We start from the raw sequence: 21,586 nt of genomic DNA, 5'->3' as shown, positions 1-21,586 counted from the left end.
GTTATATACATTTAACCATAAAAAACATATAAATTTTAACGCTATTTTCTGCAAGGTGACGTTATGCGTAGCGACTCATCAAGAAAGTTTGATGCAATAAAGAATTTCGATTTGAACTTATTAATCGTGTTCGAGATGGTGTATTTACACAAAAGCATGACCAAGGCTGCAACCAAAATGCAGGTTACGCCATCGGCTATCAGCCAATCCTTACAGAAGCTGAGAACCTACTTTGATGATTCATTGTTTATCAGAGAAAATAATCTTCTCAGAGCCACATTGCTTGCCAACGAACTCCATCATCAGATAGAGAAAAAACTCGAACCTTTTATTGATTACGTGGGGCATGTTGTCACTTCTGATACCAAAACCCATTATGTTATTTATTGCTCTAATTATTACTCATGGAACGTCTTCCCATTATTGGTCAATAACATCTATGAAAATAATGAAAACTACAGTATTCAACACGTCAACCAATATGGAGTAGAAGTCACAGATGACGATATTTTATCGAAACAATATGCTGACATTGTTCTGGATATCAATGAAAACCATAATCCAGCCTATGCCAGCGAGGTGGTTTATCACGACTCATTGATTTTTATTTGCAGTAAAAATCATCATCTTGCCAACGGACCAGTGGACTCTGACTCACTACAAAGAGAAAAATACATATCAATATCAAGCAATTCACTGGCGGCCAGAAAAATTAAAAACACCATCGAAATGCAGCATGGGAAATTTTCCTATCAATTTTCCACACCGTCATTAACGACATTATTTTCCGTGGCAGAAAATTCCTCTTTACTGGCTTTAGTACCCTTTAAAGCTTATGAAAAATTCAAGTCGACTTATAATCTTTCAGCGGTGGCGTTTAAAGATGAGTTTATTATTCCCGATATCACGCTGTATATGACATACAAGAAAAAGTCGCTGAAAAATAAAGCCTTCTCATCGATTATTAAATCGATCAAAGGCTTATTATAACGGGAAATAAAAGGGTGGATGTCGCAGGCGGATTAACGCAGCGACATCCACGTTCTATCAGAAGCTGTATTTCACCCCTACCATCGCCGAGGCATCGCTGTAACCTTTATCCCCCACCTGCACGCCCACATTGCCCCACATATTGAGCCGTGAATTCAGCTGCCCTTCCACACCGGTTTTAATTTCCCCGATATTTCTGGCGCCACTTTGCGTCAGGCTCACGCCATCCATACGCGTACCGAAGCTCTGGGTGTTATGTATCCAGTTCACTTCGACAAACGGCTGGAAGGTACGGCCCTTGCCGTCATCGATTTTATTGTGCCCTTTCAGATACGTACGCACACCCAGACGGGTCTGAACGTTGCCGTCGCCTTCACCGCTGACGCGTGTGCCGTTGCTTTCACGGTGGTCATCAGCTTCAACCCCCATCCAGATAGCCTGCGCCTGCGGCTGGATAAACCATTCATTCAGCGAACCCTGGCTGCCAGCAAATTCACCCAGTTTATGCGTATAACCCATCTCCAGCGACGCCGTGATACCGCTGGATTTGTAGGACTCACCCTTAATGTCCTGGCCATTCACATCGTTGTTGAACCAGCCGTACTGCGCCCAGCTGTCCACATACGCGCCCTGACGGGTTTCATCATTCTGATACCAGGTGGCATACAGCCCGGCACTGTAACCATCCACCGACCCTTCGGCACGGTATCCGGTCACATTCGAGCGGCTTTTACTGCTGCTGGTTCCGTAACCCGCCATCACCCCGAGGTGCAGGCGTTGCAGGCCATCCGGGCTCCACTGGGCGATATCACCACCCAGTTGCGTGACGTAACGGTTGCTCTGGGTTTCGATTTGCCCGCTGCTGTCTTTCCAGCGGTTTTGCCCGCCAAGCTGGCGCAACCACATGCTCGTCACTTTCTGCTCGCCCGTCAGCGCATCGGTGTACTGCGTTTCACCCAGGCGGTCATGCAGGCTGGTGATAAACATGGTGTTGGCTGCCGCCAGATTAGCGGTGTAAGCCGCCGCTTCCGGACGCACCGTCGGCTGGCCTTTTTTCTCAGGCTCTGGTGATGGTTCGCCTGGCTTCGCAGGCTCTGGCGGTTTCGCCGTGGTATCCAGGCTGGTGAGGAACCAGTCAGCGCCTTTTTTCACCAGGCTATAATCATACGCCCCGGCGACAATACGCCCGGATTTGGTGAACGTCCCGTCAGACTGGCCTTTCACTTCCACCACGCGGATCCCTTCCACCGTCTGCGCGCCGCTGCCACCCGCATTGTTGACCTTCATAAAGGTGTTGCCGCTGGTATTGCCGTTCACCAGCAGTTTATCGGTGACTGAGTTGTCACCCCCCAGCACGGTGTTCAGCACCAGAGTGCCGCCCTGGCCGTTCCAGTTGTTCGCCGTCAGCGTGCGACCTGCGGCCATTGGCGTGCTGCCCGGTGCCACATAATTCAGCGTCCCCGCGAGGTTAACGTCATCAACCAGCGAATCCGCCGTCATGTTCCAGGTACTGGCGCTATCGATGTTCACATCCGTCGGATCAATCCAGCCGGTCAGGCTGGCACCGTTGCGCAGCGACAACGCGGTGTTGTCTTTGGCAATGATGTTACTGACCAGTTGCGCACCGCCCTGTGAGCCGTCGAGCGTCAGCTCGCCCTCATCAATCAGGGTGTTACCCGTCCAGTCGGTTTTACCGGTCATCACCACTTCACCGGCACCGCGTTTAACAACTTCGCCCGTGCCTTTGATGGTGTTATCCATCGTGCCGGTTGCGCCATCCAGCACCAGTTTACCGGTGCTGGTGATTTCGCTGCTGCCCAGACCGTCAACATGATTGAGGCTGACCGTCGCGCCTGCGGCGACAGTCGTTGCCGCCGTCAGCCCGCTATTCGCGCCCTGCACATCAAGCGTGCCGCCATTGACGTTGAGTTTGCCGCCACCCGCCAGTGCGCCTGCTGAGGTGCCGCCATTGCTGAGATCCAGCGTGCCGCCATTGAGATTCAGGGTCGAACCCGTTTCACCGTTCAGCGCGCCGAGTGTCTGGGTTTTGCCGTTCAGATCGAACGCACTTGCGCTCGCCAGGTTTAACTTGCTGGTCTGGCCCAGCGCGTTATCACTGCCCGCCTGCAACGTTCCCGAATTAACGCTGGTTTCACCGCTGTAATCGTTGGTGATGTTAGTCAGCGACAGCAGGCCGCCACGGGCGTCGATAGCCAGATTACCGCTGCCGGTGATTTTCGCCGACATATCCGCTGAAGCGCCGTTCGCCGCCGTATCCTGTGCCAGCGTCAGCGTCTGGTCTGCCTGCAGATCCAGCTTCGTCAGGCCGTAGTTCACATACAGACCATCGCTCTGCGCGCCGGACGTCAGACGGTAGTCATAGGTCCCTTTCGCGACGGTATTGCCGTTCTGGCTGACGTCAATCTCACGTGCCGCGGTGATTTTCACACCGTTCTGATCCACCAGATCCAGGGCGCCGCCGTTACCGGTGACCGCGCCGGATCTGACCAGTTGCACGCCCGTTTCGCCCTCATCCTGCATCAACAGATTAGTGGCATTCGGCGTGTCCGGCGCGCTGGCGGTCAGCGGCTCCGGCAGTTTCACCATCACGGTGCCGGTGCGGTTGATGTCTAGCGCACCCGCAGTGATAAGACTGGTCGCCACACTTTGATCCGGTGCCGTGGCGTTGAACTTCATGGTGCCGCCATTCAGCGCTAACCCGCCGATCTGCTGATCGCCGTCACCCACCGTGGTCACGTTGCCAGTACCGACCTGTAATGTCGCACGAGTTAATGCTGTGGTGTTGTCGCCTGTCAGATCAAAGGTGTTGTCCGTCAGATTGGCAGTACCGGCAAAATTCGCCCCCACGCCGCTGCCGAAGCTGAACGCATTCCCGTTGTTTGAGGCATTCAGGGTGCCCGTTCCGCTCAGCACGTTGTCGAAGCTGAACGCGCCGGTGGTCTGTGCATTAACGATGCCGCTGACGGCAATGTCCACGCTGCCACTGCCCAGATTGGTGGTGCTGCTGGTTGTGGCACTGTCCACCGCCAGCGTGCCGCTGTCGGTCACATTCCAGTTGCCGGTGTACGCGGAGTTATCCGCCGTGATGGTCGCCTGCGCGCCGCTCACGGTGGTAGCTCCGGCACCCGCCAGCTGGTTATCAAAGACACTGGCTGTAGCGAGTGCCAGCTCAAGCCCGGCAGTCGCGTCAACATTCACCACGCCCGTTCCTGCGCCATCGGCGTCGGTCAGTTTCAGCATTCCAGCAGAAATCGTCGTACCGCCACTGTAAGTGTTGGCGTGAGCGATGGTCAGCATGCCACTGCCGTTTTTAGTGACGTCACCGCTACCGCCAATCGCGTTATCCAGCGTCCAGTCCGTCGCAGTGTCGACATTAAAAGTACCGGCATTGTTGATAGCCGCCGTACCCAGATTCGCCGCTTGCGTGGCGGTCAGACGGGTACCAGCATCGGTGTTCCAGCTCCCCGACAGCGCGTTAATACCCGCCAGTGTTACATCGGCGACGTTGCTCAGTTGCACCGCACCCGCACCGTTGATGACGTTGTCCAGTGCGCCGGTGACTGCATCCACCGCCAGCGTACCAGCGGTGGTAATCTCGCTGCTGCCCAGACCGTCGACATCGTTGATCTTCACCATCGCGCCGCTGGCGATCGCGGTTGCCGCCGTCAGGTCAGTATTCGCGCCCTGCACAGCGAGCGTGCCGCCGTTAACGTTCAGTTGTCCGGCACCGGTCAGTGCGCCTGCGGAAGTGCCGCCGTTGCTGAGATTCAGCGTGCCGTTGTTGATATTTAGCGTTGAACCCGCGAGATCGTTCAACTCGCCAAGGGTTTGCGTCATGCCGTTAAGATCGAATGTGGTGGTATCCGCGAGATTCAGTGTACTGGACTGACCCAGCGCGTTATCAGATTCAGAGCGTAACGAGCCACTGATCACGCTGGTTTCTCCGCTGTAGTCGTTGGTGACGTTAGACAGCGACACCACGCCATCACGGGCGTCAATGGCCAGGTTACCGCTGCCGGTGACTTTGGCAGACATATCAGCAGAAACGCTGCTGGCACCGGTATCTTCAGCCAGGGTCAGCGTCTGGCCCGCGTACAGATCCAGTTGCTTCAGACCGTAGTTCACATACAAGCCATTGTTCTGAGTGCTGGAGGTCAGACGGTAGTCGTAGGTCGCCTGTGCCACATTTTGGTTATTCTGGTTGATATCGAGCTGGCGTGCCGCCGTGATGACCCGCTGGTTCTGGTCGGTCAATACGATGGCACCACCGCTACCGGTTACGCTGCTGGCGCTGACCAGTTGAACGCCAACGTTCGCCTCATCCTGCATCAGCAAGTTGGTGGTATTTGGCGTATCCGGCGGGCTCGGTGTAAACGGCTGCGGCAGGCTCAGGCGCACCGTACCGGTATGGTTGATTTCCAGCGTCCCAGCAGTAATCAGGCTATCCGCGATAATCTGCTCCGGTGCGTTAGCGTTGAACTGCATGGTGCCGTTGTTCAGCGTCAGCCCGCCAATCTGCTGGTTACCATCGCCCACCGTGGTCACGTTACCGCTGCCCACTTTCAGCGTGGCGCGGGTCAGTGCGGTGGTGTTGTCAGCGGAAAGATCAAAGGTGTTGTTGGTCAGATTCGCGGTTCCGGCAAAGTTTGCGCCCACACCGCTGCCGAAGTTAAACGCATTGCCGCCACTGGTAGCATTCAGCGTGCCGCTTCCGGTCAGCAGGTTGTTGAAGCTGAACGCGCCGTTGGTCAGAGCATTAACGGTGCCACCCGCGGCAATAGCCACGCCGCCCGTTCCCAGATTAGTGGTGCTGCTGGTCGCAGAATTCGGCAGTGCCAGTGTGCCGCTACCGGTCACATTCCAGTTACCAGTGTAGGCGGAGTTATTCGCCGTGATGGTCGCCTGCGCGCCGCTGACCGTGGTGGTTCCGGCACCGGCAAGCTGGTTATCGAAGACACTGGCTGTGGCAAGCGCCAGCTCAAGCCCCGCTGCGGTATCGATATTCACCACGCCCGTTCCTGCACCGTCGGTGTGGGTCAGTTTCAGCACTCCACCTGAAATCGTGGTGTTGCCGCTGTACGTATTGGCGTGGGCGATGGTCAGCATACCGCTGCCTTTTTTGGTCACGGCACCAGTACCATTGATCGCGTTATTCAGCGTCCAGTCGGTGGTGGTATCGACATTAAAGGTCCCGCTATTGTTGATAACCGCCGTCCCCAGATTCGCCGCTACCGTGGCGGTCAGACGAGTACCTGCCGCCGTGTTCCAGCTTCCCGACAGCGTGTTAATACCCGCCAGCGTCACATCGGCGGCATTGCTCAGCTGCGCCGCGCCCGCGCCGTTAATGACGTTATCCAGCGAGCCGGTTGCCGCGTCCACCACCAGCGTACCGGCGGTGGTAATCGCACCGCTGCCCAGGCTGTCGACATTATTGATCTTAACGGTAGCGCCGGTCGCAATCGCCGTTGCCGCCGTCAGGCCAGTGTTCGCGCCCAGCACATCAAGCGTTCCGCCGTTAACGTTCAGTTGTCCGGCACCGGTCAAGACACCTGCCGACACTCCGCCATTACTGAGATTCAGCGTGCCGCTGTTGATATTTAGCGTTGAACCCGCGAGGCCATTCAGCGCACCGATAGTCTGCGTTTTACCGTTGAGATCAAACGTGGTGGTATCCGCGAGATTTAACTTGCTGGTGTGACCCAGCGCGTTATCACTGCCCGCCTGCAACGTGCCGCTGGTGACACTGGTTTCACCGGTATAGTCGTTGGTGGCGTTAGACAGCGACACCACACCGTTACCCGCGTCAATCGCCAGGCTACCGCTACCGGTGAGTCTGGCAGACATATCAGCAGACGTGCCGTTGGCACCGCTATTCTGCGCCAGCGTCATCGTCTGGCCGGACTGCAACGCCAGCTGGCTCAGGCGGTAAGTGGCGTACAATCCGTCCACGGTGCTGCTGCCTGCGGCGCGGGTTGCCAGGCCGTAGGAATAGCTACCGACCGCCACGGTGTTGCCGCCCTGAACGATGCTGGATGTGCCGGTGGTCAGTACATTCCCGGCCTGATCCTTCAGCACCAGGTTGCCTTCAGAGCCTGTCACCGAGGTGGCAGAAATCAGCTGTTGGGTGGTGCCTTCGTCCTGCACCAGCAGATTACCGGAAGTGCCGGCGTTTTGCGGGTCAAGCTGAACATTGCCTGAGGTCAGTGCCAGTGCACCCGTTGCCACGGTGCCGGTCGGCAGGTTCGCGAACGCCAGGGTGCCGCCGTTGAAGGCCAGGTTTCCCACCGCCTGGCTGCCTGCGCCCACGGTGGTGACGTTACCTGTATTCATGTTCAGCGTGGCGCGGGTCAACGCGGTGGTGTTATTGCCGGACAACGCGAAGCTGTTGTTGGTCAGATTGACGACCCCAGCGAAGTTAGCACCCACTCCGCTGCCGAAGCTGAACGCCTGCCCACCGTTAGAGGCATTCAGCGTGCCACTACCGGTCAGCGCGTTGTTAAAGCTGAATGCACCGGTGGTTTGAGTATTGACGATACCGCCTGCGGCAATAACTACCACGCCAGTTCCCAAATTGCTGGTGCTGCTGGTTGCGCTGCCAGGGAGTGCCAGAGTGCCGCTACTGGTCACGTTCCAGCTGCCGGTATAAGCCGCGTTATTCGCGGTGATGGTGGCCTGCGCCCCGCTAACCGTGGTGGTGCCGACACCGGCCAGCACGTTATCAAAGACACTGGCGGAGGCTAGCGCCAGTTCAAGGCCAGCCGCCGCGTTAATATTAACGGTGCCTGAACCCGCGCCATCGGTGTTGGTCAGTTTCAGCGAGCCACCAGAAATGGTGGTGCCGCCGCTCCAGGTGTTGGCTGTAGTCAACAGCAATGTGCCAGCATCCGCTTTATTCAGCGCACCGGTACCCGAAATAATGCCATTCATGGTCAGCGTGGTGCCGCTATCAACATCGAACGTCGCCGAACCAGCATTGATCGTCGCACTTCGATCGGACGTCATCGTGGTGGTAGTTTCCAGTGATCCACCATTGAAGGTTAATGCGCCAGTGGCCGCGCCAAGGCCGGCATCGCTGGATACCTGGATTTTACCCGCGTTGAAGTTGGTACCGCCGCTGTAAGTATTAGTTCCTGCCAGCACTAAGGTACCGCTGTCGATTTTGGTCAACGCACCGCTGCCACTGACAGCGCCGTTCAGCGTCAGTGTGGTGCCGCCGTCAACGTCAAGCGTTGCGCCGCCGGTATTGAGGGAGGTCGCCCGGGCGGACGCCATAGTGGCGGTAGTTTCCAGTGTTCCGCCAGTGATACTGAGCGCGCCGCTCGCCGCGCCAAGACCGCTATCGCTGGAGATGCTTACCGTACCGCCGTTGATGTCGGTACCGCCGCTATACGTATTCGTGCCACTCAACACCAGTTTACCGGCATCGGTTTTGGTCAGTTTGCCTGCACCACCGATGGCACCACTCAGAGTCAGTGTCTGGCTTGGGTCGACATTGAACGTTCCACCCTTGGTATTGAGCGTGGTTGTGCGAGCGGTAGCGAATGTGCTGGTGCTTTCCAGCGTACCGCCATTCAGGCTTAATGCGCCCGCCGCCGCGCCGAGGTTACTGTCACTGGAAACACGTAGCGTCCCGTCGTCAATTGCCGTGCCGCCGCTGTAGGTGTTATTCCCCGTCAGCACCAGCGTGCCTTTATCGGTTTTAGTGAGTCGGGTGCTGCCTTGCAGAACCGAGCCAATCGTCGCGGTGTAGTTGGCTCCGAGATCGCTATGGTCACCGACGCTTATCGTGGTGCTGTTGGTCCCGGATGCCGTCTGAAGCAGGTCTATCGCCCCGCCCACCAGTGAGTACCCACTAACCGCGAACTGTAAGCCGGTGGTGGAAATCGAGCCGTAAGTGTTGTCCACCGTCACGGTCGCTGGCGTGCCCTGGAAAATAACGAACGACGTTGGAGTATAAGTTGAGTTGATTGAACTGCTGGCGTTACCCCAGGACTGGTTCGCCAGATTGCGGTTCCAGATACCGGCCCCGCCATCCGCCGCGCCATTGTTGTAGTTGGTCGGGTTGCTGCCGTCCCACACTGCGGTGAGGTTCCCGGTGGTATTGATCAGGTTGATTTGCCCCTGCACTCCGGTTTGCAGTGCAACAGTCGTTGACGGTGGCATGTTGCCCAGCGCCAGACCGTTGTTGGTCAGCGTGCCGTCATAGTTGAAGATACGGTAGATACCCGGATCGAAGGTACCGCCGGTTGGGATAGTCACGTCCAGACGACCGTCGAGCGTCAGATTGCCGCCCACGTTGGTCAGGCTATTTTGCGCCACGCCATTTACCGAACCGAAGGTATAACGCAAGATTGACGTGCCATTGAGGGCAAGATTGCCCTTCACGGTTAAAGTGCCGCCAGTCCCATTGGTGCTGCCCGGTGTCAGAATACCGTCATTAGCGATGGTGACATTACCGCCAATAGTGCCGGTGCCGCCCAATACCGCATTGGCGGCGACGGTGGTCGCGCCGGTGGCAGCCGTTTGATCGCCATTCACAATCAGCCCACCCGTCGATACCGTGGTGGCCCCTTTGTAGCTGTTGTTGCCGGTCAGGATGGTGTAACCCGAGCCGTTTTGCTGCAGGCCGCCAGTACCAGAAATGGTATTAGCAAAGGTCACGTTGTCGCTGCGGTTAAAGGCCAGCGTGCCGTTGTTGATGACATTGTCGGTAATGGAACCCGTTGTGCCGCCATTGCCGAGCTGCAAGGTACCGGAATCAATCGTGGTATCACCCGCATTGGTATTCGTGCCGGTCAGTATCGTGGTGCCGGTGCCGCTCTGGTGAATAGTACCGCTGCCGGTTATCGCTCCCGCATAGGTATAAACGTCGCTACGCTTGAACGTTAAGTTGCTGTTATTGAGGATATTGCCGGTAATCGACCCGCTCGCCCCGCCATTACCGAGCTGCAAGGTACCCGCCGTGATAGTGGTGCCGCCAGTGTAAGTATTGGCGCCGGTCAGGGATGTGGTACCCGTGCCGTTTTGTATCACTCCACCGCTACCGAAAATAGCCCCGCCATAGTTAGCGATATCGCTGCGATTAAAGACTACGGTACCACTGTTGCTGATATTTCCGCCCACTGCGCCGGTGGTGCCACCGTTACCGATTTGCAGCGTCACCCCATTCACATAAGTACCGTTAGGGTTGGCATTACCAGCAATGATAATGGTGCCGCTTCCCGAACCTGAATTGTTATATGTGAGAGCACCGCCACCCGAGATTGACCCGCTCAACGTCAGCGTCGCACCATTGATGGTCTGGATGGTTCCCCCGGTGTTGGTTGTGCTGATGCTTCGCGCGATACTTAGGCTGTTCAGCGCTTGCAGGACAGCGCCGTTATCCATTTGCAGACCACCAGACACAGCCCCCATGCTGGCATCACTCGTCACACCGAGTATCGCGCCATTGATGTAGGTACCACCGGTATAAGTACTGTTCCCCGTCATAAGAACGCGACCTTGCCTGACCCCCAACAAACCGCCACCGGAAATGTTTCCAGCCAGCGTTAATGGATTTGCCGAGCTGGCACTCCCAAAACTCCCCTGAGAACCAGCGTCGATAATCACGTCGCGTGCTAGCGTGGTCGCCCCATTGGCGATAAGCCATGCAGTGGCGGTATTTCCGGTAAAACGTAGACGGCTTGATGTAGCACCGAGGTTGGCGTCACTGCTCACATATAAACGGTTATTACCGGACATCAGCGTGTCACCGGCATAAGTATTCGTTCCGCTCAAGGTGAGTGAGCCGATGCGCTGTTCCACCGAACCACTGCCAGAAATCACGCCGGCATAGGTATATGTCGCATTACGACTAAAAAGCAGTTTGCTATTGTTGACGATATTGCCAGTGGCCGAGCCCGCAGCGCCGTTATTACCTAACTGCAATGTGCCGGCGTTGATCGTCGTGCCGCCGCTGTAGGTATTGTTATTCGTCAGGATGGTGGTGCCGGTGCCGCTTTGTGCCACAGAACCGGTGCCAGAGATAACCCCACCATAGGTCACGGCGTCACTACGTTTGAATACCAATCCGCCAGGGGTGGTGACTGTCACCGCACCGGTACCCAGCGTACCGGTGGTGCCGCCATTACCAACCTGCAAGGTGCCGGATGAAATTGTGGTGGTGCCACTGTAACTATTGGCACCGGTCAGAATTGTGGTGCCTGAACCAATTTGATTGACGATACCGGTACTGGAAATCACGCCGCCGAATGTGGCGGTATCACTGCGATTAAACACCAGCGCGCTGTTGTTGAGCACATCGCCAATAATCGATCCAGAAGTGCCGCCATTACCGAGCTGCAAGGTGCCTGCGCTAACGGTTGTGCCGCCAGTGTAGGTATTGGCACCGGTGAGGATCAGCGTACCGCGGTCGGTTTTGGTTACTGCTGTACTGCCCTGTAGCACTGAACCGACGGTAGCAACATAGTTACTTCCTGCGGTGGTCCCATCACCCACACGGATGGTGGTTTGCCCTGAACCTGGCGTAGTTTCGGACAGGTTGATGGCATCGCCAGCGACGGTATAACCGTTGGTGGCAAACTGCATCCCTTCGGAGGTCACCGCGCCAAGACTGTCATCCACCGTGACGGTACCAGGTGTGCCCATGAATGCGGCGTAACCCTGGCTGTAAACCCCATTCGTCGTCCCCGCAGCATTAGACCAGTTACTGTTGGCCCCCGCTCCGCTGTTCCAGATCCCGGTGCCGCCATTCACGGCACCATTGTTCTGGGCGACATCCCAGTAACGCATATTACCCAACGAGTTGACCAGGTTAACCTGGCCGTTAACCGAGGTCTGCAACTCAGTATTCGAGCCCGCAGGCATTGACCCAATTGCCAGGCCGTTGTCGGTCAGTGTCCCGGTATAACTGATGATGCGGTAAACACCGGCCCCAAAAGTCCCACCGGCGGTAGTGTTGACGTTCAGCGTGCCGTCCAGCGTCAAGTTGCCACCGACCACGGTCTGGTCGTTATATTGCCCGCCGACGACATCAGACTGCCCGAGGTTATAGTTCAGAATCGAACCGCCAGAAAGCAGCAAGTTACGGCGAATCGTCAGCGTACCCGCCGCGCTATCTGAGGCTCCCGGTGCCAGAATGCCGCCGTTGGCAATCGTCACATCGCCGCCAATGGTGCCTGCGCCGCCCAGGGTCGCTCCGGATTCGACGGTGGTCGCCCCGGTAGCATTGGTCTGGTTACCGTTGATATATAACGAACCCGCCGCAACGCGTGTCGTGCCGGTGTAGGTGCTGTTACCGGAAAGCGTAGTGCTGCCGCTGCCATTTTGAGTGAGCGTACCGGTCCCCGAAATCGCCCCCGCGTAGCTGTAAGCATCTGACCGGTTAAACACCAGCGAACTGCTGTTGACGACGTTCCCCGTCCCCAACGAGCCTGATGCCCCACCATTGCCGACCTGCAATGTCCCCTCGGCAATGTTAAAACCAGAAGTCGAGGAGCTGGTCCCCGCCAGCACCAATGTCCCGGTATTAGTTTTGCGTAAAGCGGAGTTGCTGCCATAAATGTCGTTATTAACGGTCAATGTCATATTAGGTGCGACATCGACAGTCACACCACCAGTGTTGAGCCCAATCCTGTTAATCGCATAACTGCCTGTCACCACCAGCGTACCGTTGCCGATATTGACATCTTTTCCGCTACCCAAAGCTGCAGCATTGGATACTATCGCTTTAACGCCGCCTTGCAGATAAGTGGTGTTGGTGTAAGTGTTGGTACCATTGAGGTAGACCGTGCCGCCAGGGCTACCCGCACTGGTGAGCAGAAGCCAGCCACCGCCAGAAATTGTCCCGTTTAGCGTCAGCGACGTTCCGTTGAAGGTTTCGAAGGTACCATTATTGCTTAACACCACATTGCGCGATGTGGTGAAGTCGCTGAGCAAACGCAACGTGCCGCCATTGATGAAATTCACACTACCGGTAGCCGCACCGAGGTTGGCATCATTTGACACCGACAGGTAACCACCCCAGATATTAGTGCCGCCGGTATAAGTGTTAGCCCCGGTCAGAATCACGTTACCGGCATAAACGCCAAGCGCGCCAGCACCCGACACGACACCGTTCAGAGTCAACGGTGCATTGGCATTCGCACTACCGAGATAACTGTTAAACCCGCTGTCGATAACGACATTACGCGCGGTAGTGAACGAAGAGTTAGCAAGAAAGTTGCCACCTCCGGTGAAATGGATCTGGCTTGACGATGCGCCAAGATTGTTATCGCTATCAACTTGCAGCGTGCCACTTTTTATCTGTGTCTCGCCGGTATAAGTATTGATGCCCGAGAGGATGGTGGTGCCGCCATTTTGCTGCACCGCACCGCTGCCGGAGATCACCCCCGCCTGGGTATAAGTATTGTTATGGCTAAAGCTAAGTAAACCGTTGTTGGTGATATTGCCGGTAATCGAACCCGTTGCACCGCCGCCACCAATTTGCAGCGTACCTGCATTAATGGTGGTGCCACCGCTATAGGTATTTGCGCCCGTGAGTATGGTGGTGCCGCTGCCGCTCTGCACCAGTTGCCCGGTACCGCTAATCGCCCCCGCATAGGTGTAGCTATTGCTGCGGTTGAAAGTCAGAGTGCCATTATTGGTGACCACACTGCTGCCCAGCACGCCCGTCGTGCCACCGTTGCCAATTTGCAGGGTGCCAGACGAAACGGTTGTTGTGCCGGTGTTAGTGTTCGCGCCGGTGAGGATCAACGTGCCAGCGCCATTTAAGGTGAGTGCACCAGTACCGCTCATCACGCCGCCAACGGTCGCCGTTGCACCCGATGCCACATTGATAATACCGCCGCCCTGAGCAAGCGCGACATTACGGGTACTAATGAAAGGCCCGCCGGTGATAGCCAGCGTGCCAAGAGATGACAAATTACCCAGAGTCAGTAAACCCGCCGCCGCCCCCAAACTACTATCCGAGGAGACTCGCAGAGTACTGTTATTGGTAATGGTGGTGCCGCCGCTATAAGTGTTAGTGCCGCCGAGCACCAGAATACCGCCGCCATTAATATCCACACGGCCAGTACCCGCGATAATAGAATTCACCGTGGCGGTGTTGCCGCTGCCGACATTAATCCCCATGGTGCCTGAAGCCGTACTCAGCGTCCCACCATTAATAATGTAACCATTGACGTTGAATAACAGATCCTGAACGGTTATCGGGTTAGTCACAGTGATGGTGCCCGCCGTGCCGCCAAACAAGGCACTGTCCCCAGCCAGGTTGTTCCATGGCAGCATCACCGTGCCGTTGAACCATTCGCTATCGATCACATTCCAGGTTCCGCTTCCCCCGGAGCCTTGCCCGGTTGGGGACCATGTCACCGTTGAAGCATGCACCGTTCCGGACAATGCAAACATCGCCAGCACTACAACACCTGGGCCCGTTTTACTGCGAGAGCTTTTGCTGCGGCCTTTGGTCAACTCAGAGACGGCCATCCAGCATTGCTTTGCCACGCTCCATATAATGCGATAAACAGTGTTCATGATTTAATTCACTTTTCGAGTATTTATATTTGTCCGCAGGTCGCGTACTGAAATTAAAGATATTCGTCAGAAGAAGCCGAGGGATGGGAGTGTTAGCTTGGTTTTTTGATCGCGCGTGCACACAATGCTGACACCGCTTATAACTTCTATTTTATATACCAATTTGATGTTTTTATTTTACCAAACGGTAATAACAAAAAAATAGCTTTCGCATTACGCAAATGCAAACGAGGTGAGTAATATTTTTTGCCAAACTAGCTACATCGCCAAAAGTACTGAACTTAACGCAAACTATTATTTCGCCATACAAAATGGCACTAAATACATAATTAGATAAGAAATTAACACCACGCGAAGGTAAGATTTTATTGTATGAACAAAATACACAACCCGTTGATATAATTCACAAACATAGAATCTGCAACAAACCATGCTATGAGTTTAACTTTTTTCTTATCTTATTATCCAGGTCAGATAAATCCTACTAAAATGCCTACGTAAGAAGATATGATAGAATCATTTGTCGGCAATTTTATTTCAACGCCGTGATGTATTGCGATAACGTTACTGTTGCCTTAGACTCTAAAAAATCCAATCTTGTGAATTAACTCATTGAACACTCACGCCTCCGGGAGTATTACAGAGTGGCAGACAAGTATCTGAAAGAGAAGATAGAGATGAAATGGAATAAAAGTTTGCTGGTTAAGTTACCTCTTTGTATTGCGTTGTTGAGTATTGCTGGCTGCGATCAAATGGGTTTGAGCCAACAAAAAATTGCCTATGTGAATATGGCTAAAATTCTGGAAACGTCTCCAATAGGTAAGCAAGAACAAGAATGGGGCGAGAAAGTTAAAGATGTACTGGTTAAAGCCAGTACAGATGCACAGGCAACCTACGCGAACATTCCTGCGGATCAACAACAGAAAGCCCGCGAAGCTGATGCTATGACCTTAAACCGCCAGTGGGATATCGAGCGCAGCAGTGCGCGGGTTAAAAGCGTGAAAGCCATTGTCGCAGTAGTTGAAACCTACCGTACTGGTAACAAAATCGACCTGGTTCTCGACAGTAGCCAGGTTGTGGCCTCTAATCCGGCTAACGACATCAGTCAGCAGATCATTACCCAACTTGCCAACACCAGGGTAGATTACGGCAAATTGCCGGAAGTTGTCGTCAATAAACAGATGGGCAAAACTGAGATTGAACCAAAAAGTATGGAGCCAAAATAAGCCCATAACATACAGCCGCCAGTGAATCGAATAACACTGGCGGCTGTTTAATTATTCATAATTAATAGATAGAAAATCACAACATTAGTTTTCAGTCACTTTTATTAAAAGTCACCGCATCTTTATTAGATGTCACTGGCTCCATAGTACAATCCGATTGGGGTTTCGAATTGACATTGGTCTTATCGCTATTGAATGAAGAAATATAGAGTTCGCTCTCATGCACCAGTTCTCTTCTTAGCAGAATGCACAATACCAATATCAGTGTCATGGCCGCAGGCAGTACATAAGTCATGAGCACTTTATACTTCTTCTTTATGGTCTGGATATCCTCCGCATCAATATCCATTGTTGAAATCGTGTTTAACAGTTCTTTATTCTGCTCGACCTGAATTTGATTTTTCGGCTGCGTGCTACTGTCTGTCGCTTGCGTCTGAGTATCTGTTTTCACAATATCAATACTCGACGACAAACATAACCCTTTACGAGGTACGGTTATTATGAGTTTTGGCTCGTACTTAATTTCAGAAAAGGAACGGCGCAGGTTCAGAATGCACTGATAAAAAGTGTTATAAGAAACATCGTTATGCGTATCTGGCCATGCAAATAAAAGGAATTCACTCTGGCTAATGACTCTGGATGGATTTTCCAACATAAGAATCAAACAGCGCGTACAGGTAGCATGCATCTTTTTCTTCTTATGTGTAAGAAGGTTATAGATACTTTTATCTTCCGGGTCAAAAACCACCATACCATCTATAATATACTTATCGCCAGGATTGGACATCCTTTAACCTCGTACTGTCAATTGGCACCTGCCAACTCGTATAAAGATTAACCGAAGCAAATTAACTTTTGCTTATAAAGCCATTAAATTTCATTTAACCAACGAGGATTAAATTTATCATGTAAGAATTTTTACTTTTTATATCAATGCACTAGCCATCATAACAAATGAATCACAATTTATACAAACACTTATTATGCTATTCGTCGATATACTACTTATGAGCTATTGTGATAAGAGGATTCCAAAAAAAATGCTCCATAAGATGATAATTAATATCATCAAAGCATTATAAATTTTCTAAACCACGAAGGAACTCCAGCCAACAGCGATAGAAAGTAGTCTTGCGCGATGTGATATAAATAAGTGATTTCAATAAGGGACAAATCCAGGGGAAAGCAGTGCTGGAAAAATGGAGTATTCATCACAATTCACAATAAAATAAGATACATAAGAACTACACAAACAGAAACACTTACCAAAATACAGCGTAAGACAATGATCTAAAAGACATTTATTTCACACCTTACTCTGACGGCAGAAAAACTAAATCCTATTAACCTTTCTGCACTTTATGTTAAAAACAGACCATTTAGCGTAGAGTAAAGCTTGTACGGGATTAATATTTAATATGAATTGTTTTTAGATTTATTAACAGGAATGTTTTATGTCAGATTTGAACCCGCCAAAAGATAAAATATTCACCATAGACAATATAGTGATATTTGATCCTCATGCCCGGAGCTTATTCAACCAGCAGACAAATACCAGCAATACCCTGCATGCAACATGTACTCGCTGCCTTGTCCATTTACTGGAGCAACGTGGAAACATCGTTAGCTATGATGATTTGCTGTCTGTTATCTGGCCTGAAAACCATAAAAACATCTCATACAATACTTTTTACCAGTGTATCCTTAACTTAAGAAAAGCCTTTGTACACATTGGCTATAGCAATAAATTTATTATCACAGTACCTAAAAAAGGGCTGTGCATTGCATCAGAAACTGATGTGCAAAAGACAGAACGCAGCCTCTACGATTCAACACCCGTCGTCGCTACGGCTCTTCATGACGAGGAGCAAAGCAATGAGTCTGATGAGGAGCATGACGACGAGTTGTGTGAAATCCTGGTAGAAGGAAAGAATAAGAAAACAATCGCGGCAGTCCACAACACCGACAAAAAAAATAAAATTATCTGTGCTGTCTTAGCCATATTCTTTGTAAGCTCATTAGCCTACCTGTACTCTTTATTGAATGATGATTATTTCAGCGATTATACCGAATATACGTTGATAGATAACAAATGCAGCATCTACATCGACCCAGATACCTTCGATAAAGACAGAATTGATAGCATCCTCAAATCTGAAAATGCGATATGTAAGAGCAAGAGTATTATTTATCTCACTGCGCCAACAAACATAAGCCGGGTATCTGCTTTAGTTTGCAACAAAAAATTCAGTTATTTCTCTGAAGCCAGTTGTGTGTCGTACTATTATCCAATTTACCCACAGGTGCGAAAATGAAAAAAATCATCGCCGCAATGTCATTTGCTTACATCATAATTGCTTCAACGTTACTTGTTATGATTTACAACAAAAACCAAAAGACATCCAACTTCACCTGTGCGACTGATATTGTATTGACAAACAAGGATCGTGTTTTTTCTGGTCTTATTGATTTTAACGTCTCTCCGACTAGCGGTCTGGTGAATATTAATGGTTATTTTACTGCGCCAGATAAGAAAGAATACATGGTCAATCGTAGTATTATCTTCCAGGCCAGTCTGCAAGGTAATGCCCCAGTCTGGATGTCGAAAGAGATCTCGCTGGCCGTCGCAGATACAGCCCCGATAGAGCAACTGCGTGGGCTCGTTCCTCTGGTTTTTCTTGAACCATCGAGGATTGGCAACGTCGAAATCAAGAGACTGAACAAATCAGCTTACCTGCTGACAAAAGAAAACCTGCCTTATGCTTATTGTAAGTTTTAACTGCTAAATTTTAGGCCATGCTCCGCGAGTAACATCACTACTTTCCTCGCGGAGCATGGCCTTAGATATATTTTAAAAGCATCTTTTGAATCATTTTTAAATATTTAACTGCAAACATTAAAATCACGAAATTACGTCAATTAATAACCTTAAGTTAACCATCTTATATTCCATCACGTAAGGTGATATCGATTTAACGCTGTTGAATTTACATACTGCCGAGCCTATAACTAAATATTGACCGCTGTATTAGGCTTTTAATTTATGATTCAACTTATATCAACAGACCATTATTTCATTAATGGTTTCAGAGCATTACTGGACGATATTCCTGCGAGAATTATGCAGAACATGCCGTGCAACGGCAGGATGTGTATCGTCGATGTGTCGCACCCAGGCGCTCTGGATCACTTAGCAAAAAATAACTATTGTCATTTCATCTATGTGGTAAAAAATGACAAGGTTCATGGCATTATTCCATCCCTTCAGTCGCCCTCTCATGATTACACGATCATTAATCGTAAAGCGCCGTACAGACATATAAAAGAACGCCTGCTCAGGACGCTGACGGCAATCATGAGAAAAGAGTGTTTTATGACGGGTGTATCAATGAGTCACCGCAACAAAGCCACTTCTCGTGAATTGCAAATCATTGAGTATGTTGAAACGGGATTAAGCACCAAAGAGATTAAGGACATACTGAAGATTGACTGCAAATCAGTCTATGCTCATCGCCGGTCATTTATGCTCAAAGCCAACGCCCACAGTATTGGAAGACTGTTCTTTGCGTTATCAGAAGTCAGGACTATCGCCAGCATTATGGAGCTTCAGACCAAAATTGAGCCGTCACGTAATGATGAAACCTATTATTGCCGGCGGATAGTACCGGTGGTAAGTGATAAGAAAGTGATACCACTCAACTCCGCTCTTCAACCAGGGCAAAAAGCCTGTTGCTCAGCAAAGGGATAACTTTAGCTAGTGCTCCCTGATTTGCACCGAATTGTCGAGCCGCCTGATAGCAGGCGTGAAACTTGCGGCAACGGTTGCTATCACCACTGCCAGGGCTGAAACCAGTAAGACTCTGGAGTTTCCGTAGTGCATCGCCAGCGGGCCCGCTGCAAGCTCGCCAATCGGAATCGCCACGAAGGAACCTAGCGCGTCATAAGCATACACACGTGCCAGTTTCTCCGGTGGGATATGGGTTTGCAAAGATTGCGCCCAGACCACGCCGAACAACCCAAAACCGACTCCGGCAACAAAGAACGCCGCCATCAGTAGTGCCGTCGATGGGAGTAGCGCCAGAATAACAATCGGCCCGGCGCAAAATATCACCAGCATGGTGCCGATCAATAAATCGCGCCGTGGCCGCCAGCGCAGAGCAATAAAGGAACCGACGATCAAGCCAACGCTTTGCGCAGCAATCGCCATTCCCCAGCCCGCCCGGCCAAATGTGGAATCCGCCACGACCGGGCCGAGCACCATCATCACACCGCTAAATGCCGCATTAACAATGGTAAATTGCACCACGATGGCCCAGACCCAGGTGCGCGAAATGAACTCGGTCCAGCCATCTTTTAAATCCTGAAGAATATTAGATTGCGAACCTTGTGGCTGGGCGAAGCTGGTGCGAATCATCAGGTAAAGAGGTGCCGATGCGGCAAATCCTACGGCATCCACCATCAGGCCCCATCCAGGACCTGTCAGACTGGTGAGAACGCCACCTAACGACGCCCCAATCACCGTCCCTCCATAGATACCCAACTGAATAAAAGCATTGGCTTCACGCAGACTGTGCACCGGCACAGTTTGTGGAACCATGGATTGTGAAGCGGGCAATGAGGTCCCTGCCGCCGCACCATTTATTGCGCCCAGCACCGCCAGCAACATGATTGTTGCTGAGCCATCCAGCACCAAACAGGCAGCGATCGCCTGAGATATTGCGGCGATAACCGATGAATAGAGCAGAACTTTGCTTCTGGAATAGCGATCGGCAAGCACCCCGCCAATCAGCAAGAAAGCGACGTTAAAGATTGAACGTGCGGCAATAACAATCCCCAAATCGGCCGCCGTTCCGCCCATATCCAGCACCGCGAAAGCCAGAGCAATCGGTGCAATTCCATTGCCCAGAACGGTCAATAGACGAGCAAAAAACAAATGGCGAAACGCAGCGTAGTGAAATGCCCGCCTGGAATGTATCGCTGCCGGCACTTTATCCACCTTAATTGCCCGCCAATGTAGAGTGACAATAAAGTTGTATACTTAAAATTGAAAATAACATTAAAGTTGCATACTTAATCTTGGGATACAGGTAAAGGTCAACCTGGATTTTACAACGTGCATAACTGTTTGTCCCAAATCCTGCCGACCATTCCATATCTGGGCCCGCTTGCAGAAGGAAAATATCCTACATCATAAAAAAACAGCATATTACCTGTTAAGAATCAGCGCCCTATATTGCTAAGCTTTCATCTGGCACATGAATAAGACTGAGGTTTTTGATCATATTAAAATCATCTACATGCATATTTTGTTCTAAAATTATGACCGTGGTGTTTGAAAAATTGATCGCTAAGAAGCGATTTCCAATACCCTTCCCTTTATGATGACCTATACGGGAAAAATCTTCCCATGCAACAAATGTTTGTTTAAGGTCAAAGAGTCGGTATTGAGCATCGTAGAGATTGAAAGTGAGCCCTTCTTTATAGATGTCAATGTAAAAACCATCCTGACCAGCTTCAGCTATTTTCATGCGCTCAAGTTTGGCCGCTTTGCCTGCTTGTATATATGCATATATTATTCCGGCCAAAGTTAGCAGAACTAATAATATTAGCAGTATGCTGATGATATTTTCTTCCAAAGAGTTACTTGGTGAAGGCGGGATCTGCATAATTCCACTGAATCCCATAAGAGGAAGTATCAGCAGAAATATGAACCCGGTTTGTTGGCTACTAATGTTCTGATGGAATGCACAGCGCCGGATAAACTCGTTCGGATTTTCTTTCATTACGAACACTCTCAATAAATACAGGGAGGACAT

The 21,586-nt window shown here is 51.6% G+C and carries 9 protein-coding genes; 5 read left to right on the top strand and 4 right to left on the bottom strand.

Translation table 11 applies throughout. The features are described from left to right. Nucleotides 1-63: 63 nt before the first annotated feature. On the top strand, nucleotides 64-990 hold the full coding sequence (locus MES37_RS10360; protein ID WP_237931262.1) for a LysR family transcriptional regulator: 927 nt from the start codon (nucleotides 64-66) through the stop codon (nucleotides 988-990). A 57-nt stretch (nucleotides 991-1,047) separates the two neighbouring features. Here MES37_RS10360 and MES37_RS10355 read toward each other — a convergent pair whose 3' ends face one another. Continuing rightward, nucleotides 1,048-14,544: an autotransporter outer membrane beta-barrel domain-containing protein gene (locus MES37_RS10355; protein ID WP_237931260.1), complete on the bottom strand. Its 13,497-nt coding sequence runs from the start codon at nucleotides 14,542-14,544 to the stop codon at nucleotides 1,048-1,050. Between the two features lie 644 nt (nucleotides 14,545-15,188). Between MES37_RS10355 and MES37_RS10350 the strand changes: the two genes are divergently transcribed. Beyond that, nucleotides 15,189-15,770 carry an OmpH family outer membrane protein gene (locus tag MES37_RS10350; RefSeq protein ID WP_133522164.1) on the top strand — a complete coding sequence of 194 codons (582 nt, stop codon included), beginning with the start codon at nucleotides 15,189-15,191 and terminating at the stop codon, nucleotides 15,768-15,770. 91 nt (nucleotides 15,771-15,861) lie between these two features. On the opposite strand, the gene MES37_RS10345 is transcribed toward MES37_RS10350, so the two are convergent. Beyond that, the gene (locus MES37_RS10345; RefSeq protein ID WP_064542280.1) at nucleotides 15,862-16,557 is read right to left on the bottom strand and encodes a winged helix-turn-helix domain-containing protein; all 696 of its coding nucleotides are present in this window, start codon (nucleotides 16,555-16,557) and stop codon (nucleotides 15,862-15,864) included. A 667-nt stretch (nucleotides 16,558-17,224) separates the two neighbouring features. Here MES37_RS10345 and MES37_RS10340 point away from each other — a divergent pair. The 3 genes from MES37_RS10340 (at nucleotide 17,225) to MES37_RS10330 (ending at nucleotide 19,518) form a co-directional block, all read left to right on the top strand. Further along, nucleotides 17,225-18,085, top strand: coding sequence for a winged helix-turn-helix domain-containing protein (locus tag MES37_RS10340; protein ID WP_064542277.1), 861 nt, complete (start codon nucleotides 17,225-17,227; stop codon nucleotides 18,083-18,085). Beyond that, nucleotides 18,082-18,549 carry a hypothetical protein gene (locus tag MES37_RS10335; protein WP_064542274.1) on the top strand — a complete coding sequence of 156 codons (468 nt, stop codon included), beginning with the start codon at nucleotides 18,082-18,084 and terminating at the stop codon, nucleotides 18,547-18,549. Before MES37_RS10340 ends, MES37_RS10335 begins: the two co-directional genes overlap by 4 nt. 264 nt (nucleotides 18,550-18,813) lie before the next feature. Continuing rightward, nucleotides 18,814-19,518, top strand: coding sequence for a LuxR C-terminal-related transcriptional regulator (locus MES37_RS10330; RefSeq protein ID WP_064542271.1), 705 nt, complete (start codon nucleotides 18,814-18,816; stop codon nucleotides 19,516-19,518). A 6-nt stretch (nucleotides 19,519-19,524) separates the two neighbouring features. Here MES37_RS10330 and MES37_RS10325 read toward each other — a convergent pair whose 3' ends face one another. After that, nucleotides 19,525-20,757 carry an MFS transporter gene (locus MES37_RS10325; protein WP_237931264.1) on the bottom strand — a complete coding sequence of 411 codons (1,233 nt, stop codon included), beginning with the start codon at nucleotides 20,755-20,757 and terminating at the stop codon, nucleotides 19,525-19,527. Nucleotides 20,758-20,998: 241 nt separating this feature from the next. Continuing rightward, nucleotides 20,999-21,553 carry a hypothetical protein gene (locus tag MES37_RS10320; RefSeq protein WP_064542544.1) on the bottom strand — a complete coding sequence of 185 codons (555 nt, stop codon included), beginning with the start codon at nucleotides 21,551-21,553 and terminating at the stop codon, nucleotides 20,999-21,001. Between the last annotated feature and the right edge of the window lie 33 nt (nucleotides 21,554-21,586).

The sequence above is a fragment of the Buttiauxella sp. S19-1 genome, assembly GCF_022134725.1.
Taxonomy (GTDB): domain Bacteria; phylum Pseudomonadota; class Gammaproteobacteria; order Enterobacterales; family Enterobacteriaceae; genus Buttiauxella; species Buttiauxella ferragutiae.
The sequence above is the reverse complement of the archived record's forward strand: the minus strand, read 5'-3'. Positions and strand labels throughout refer to the sequence as shown.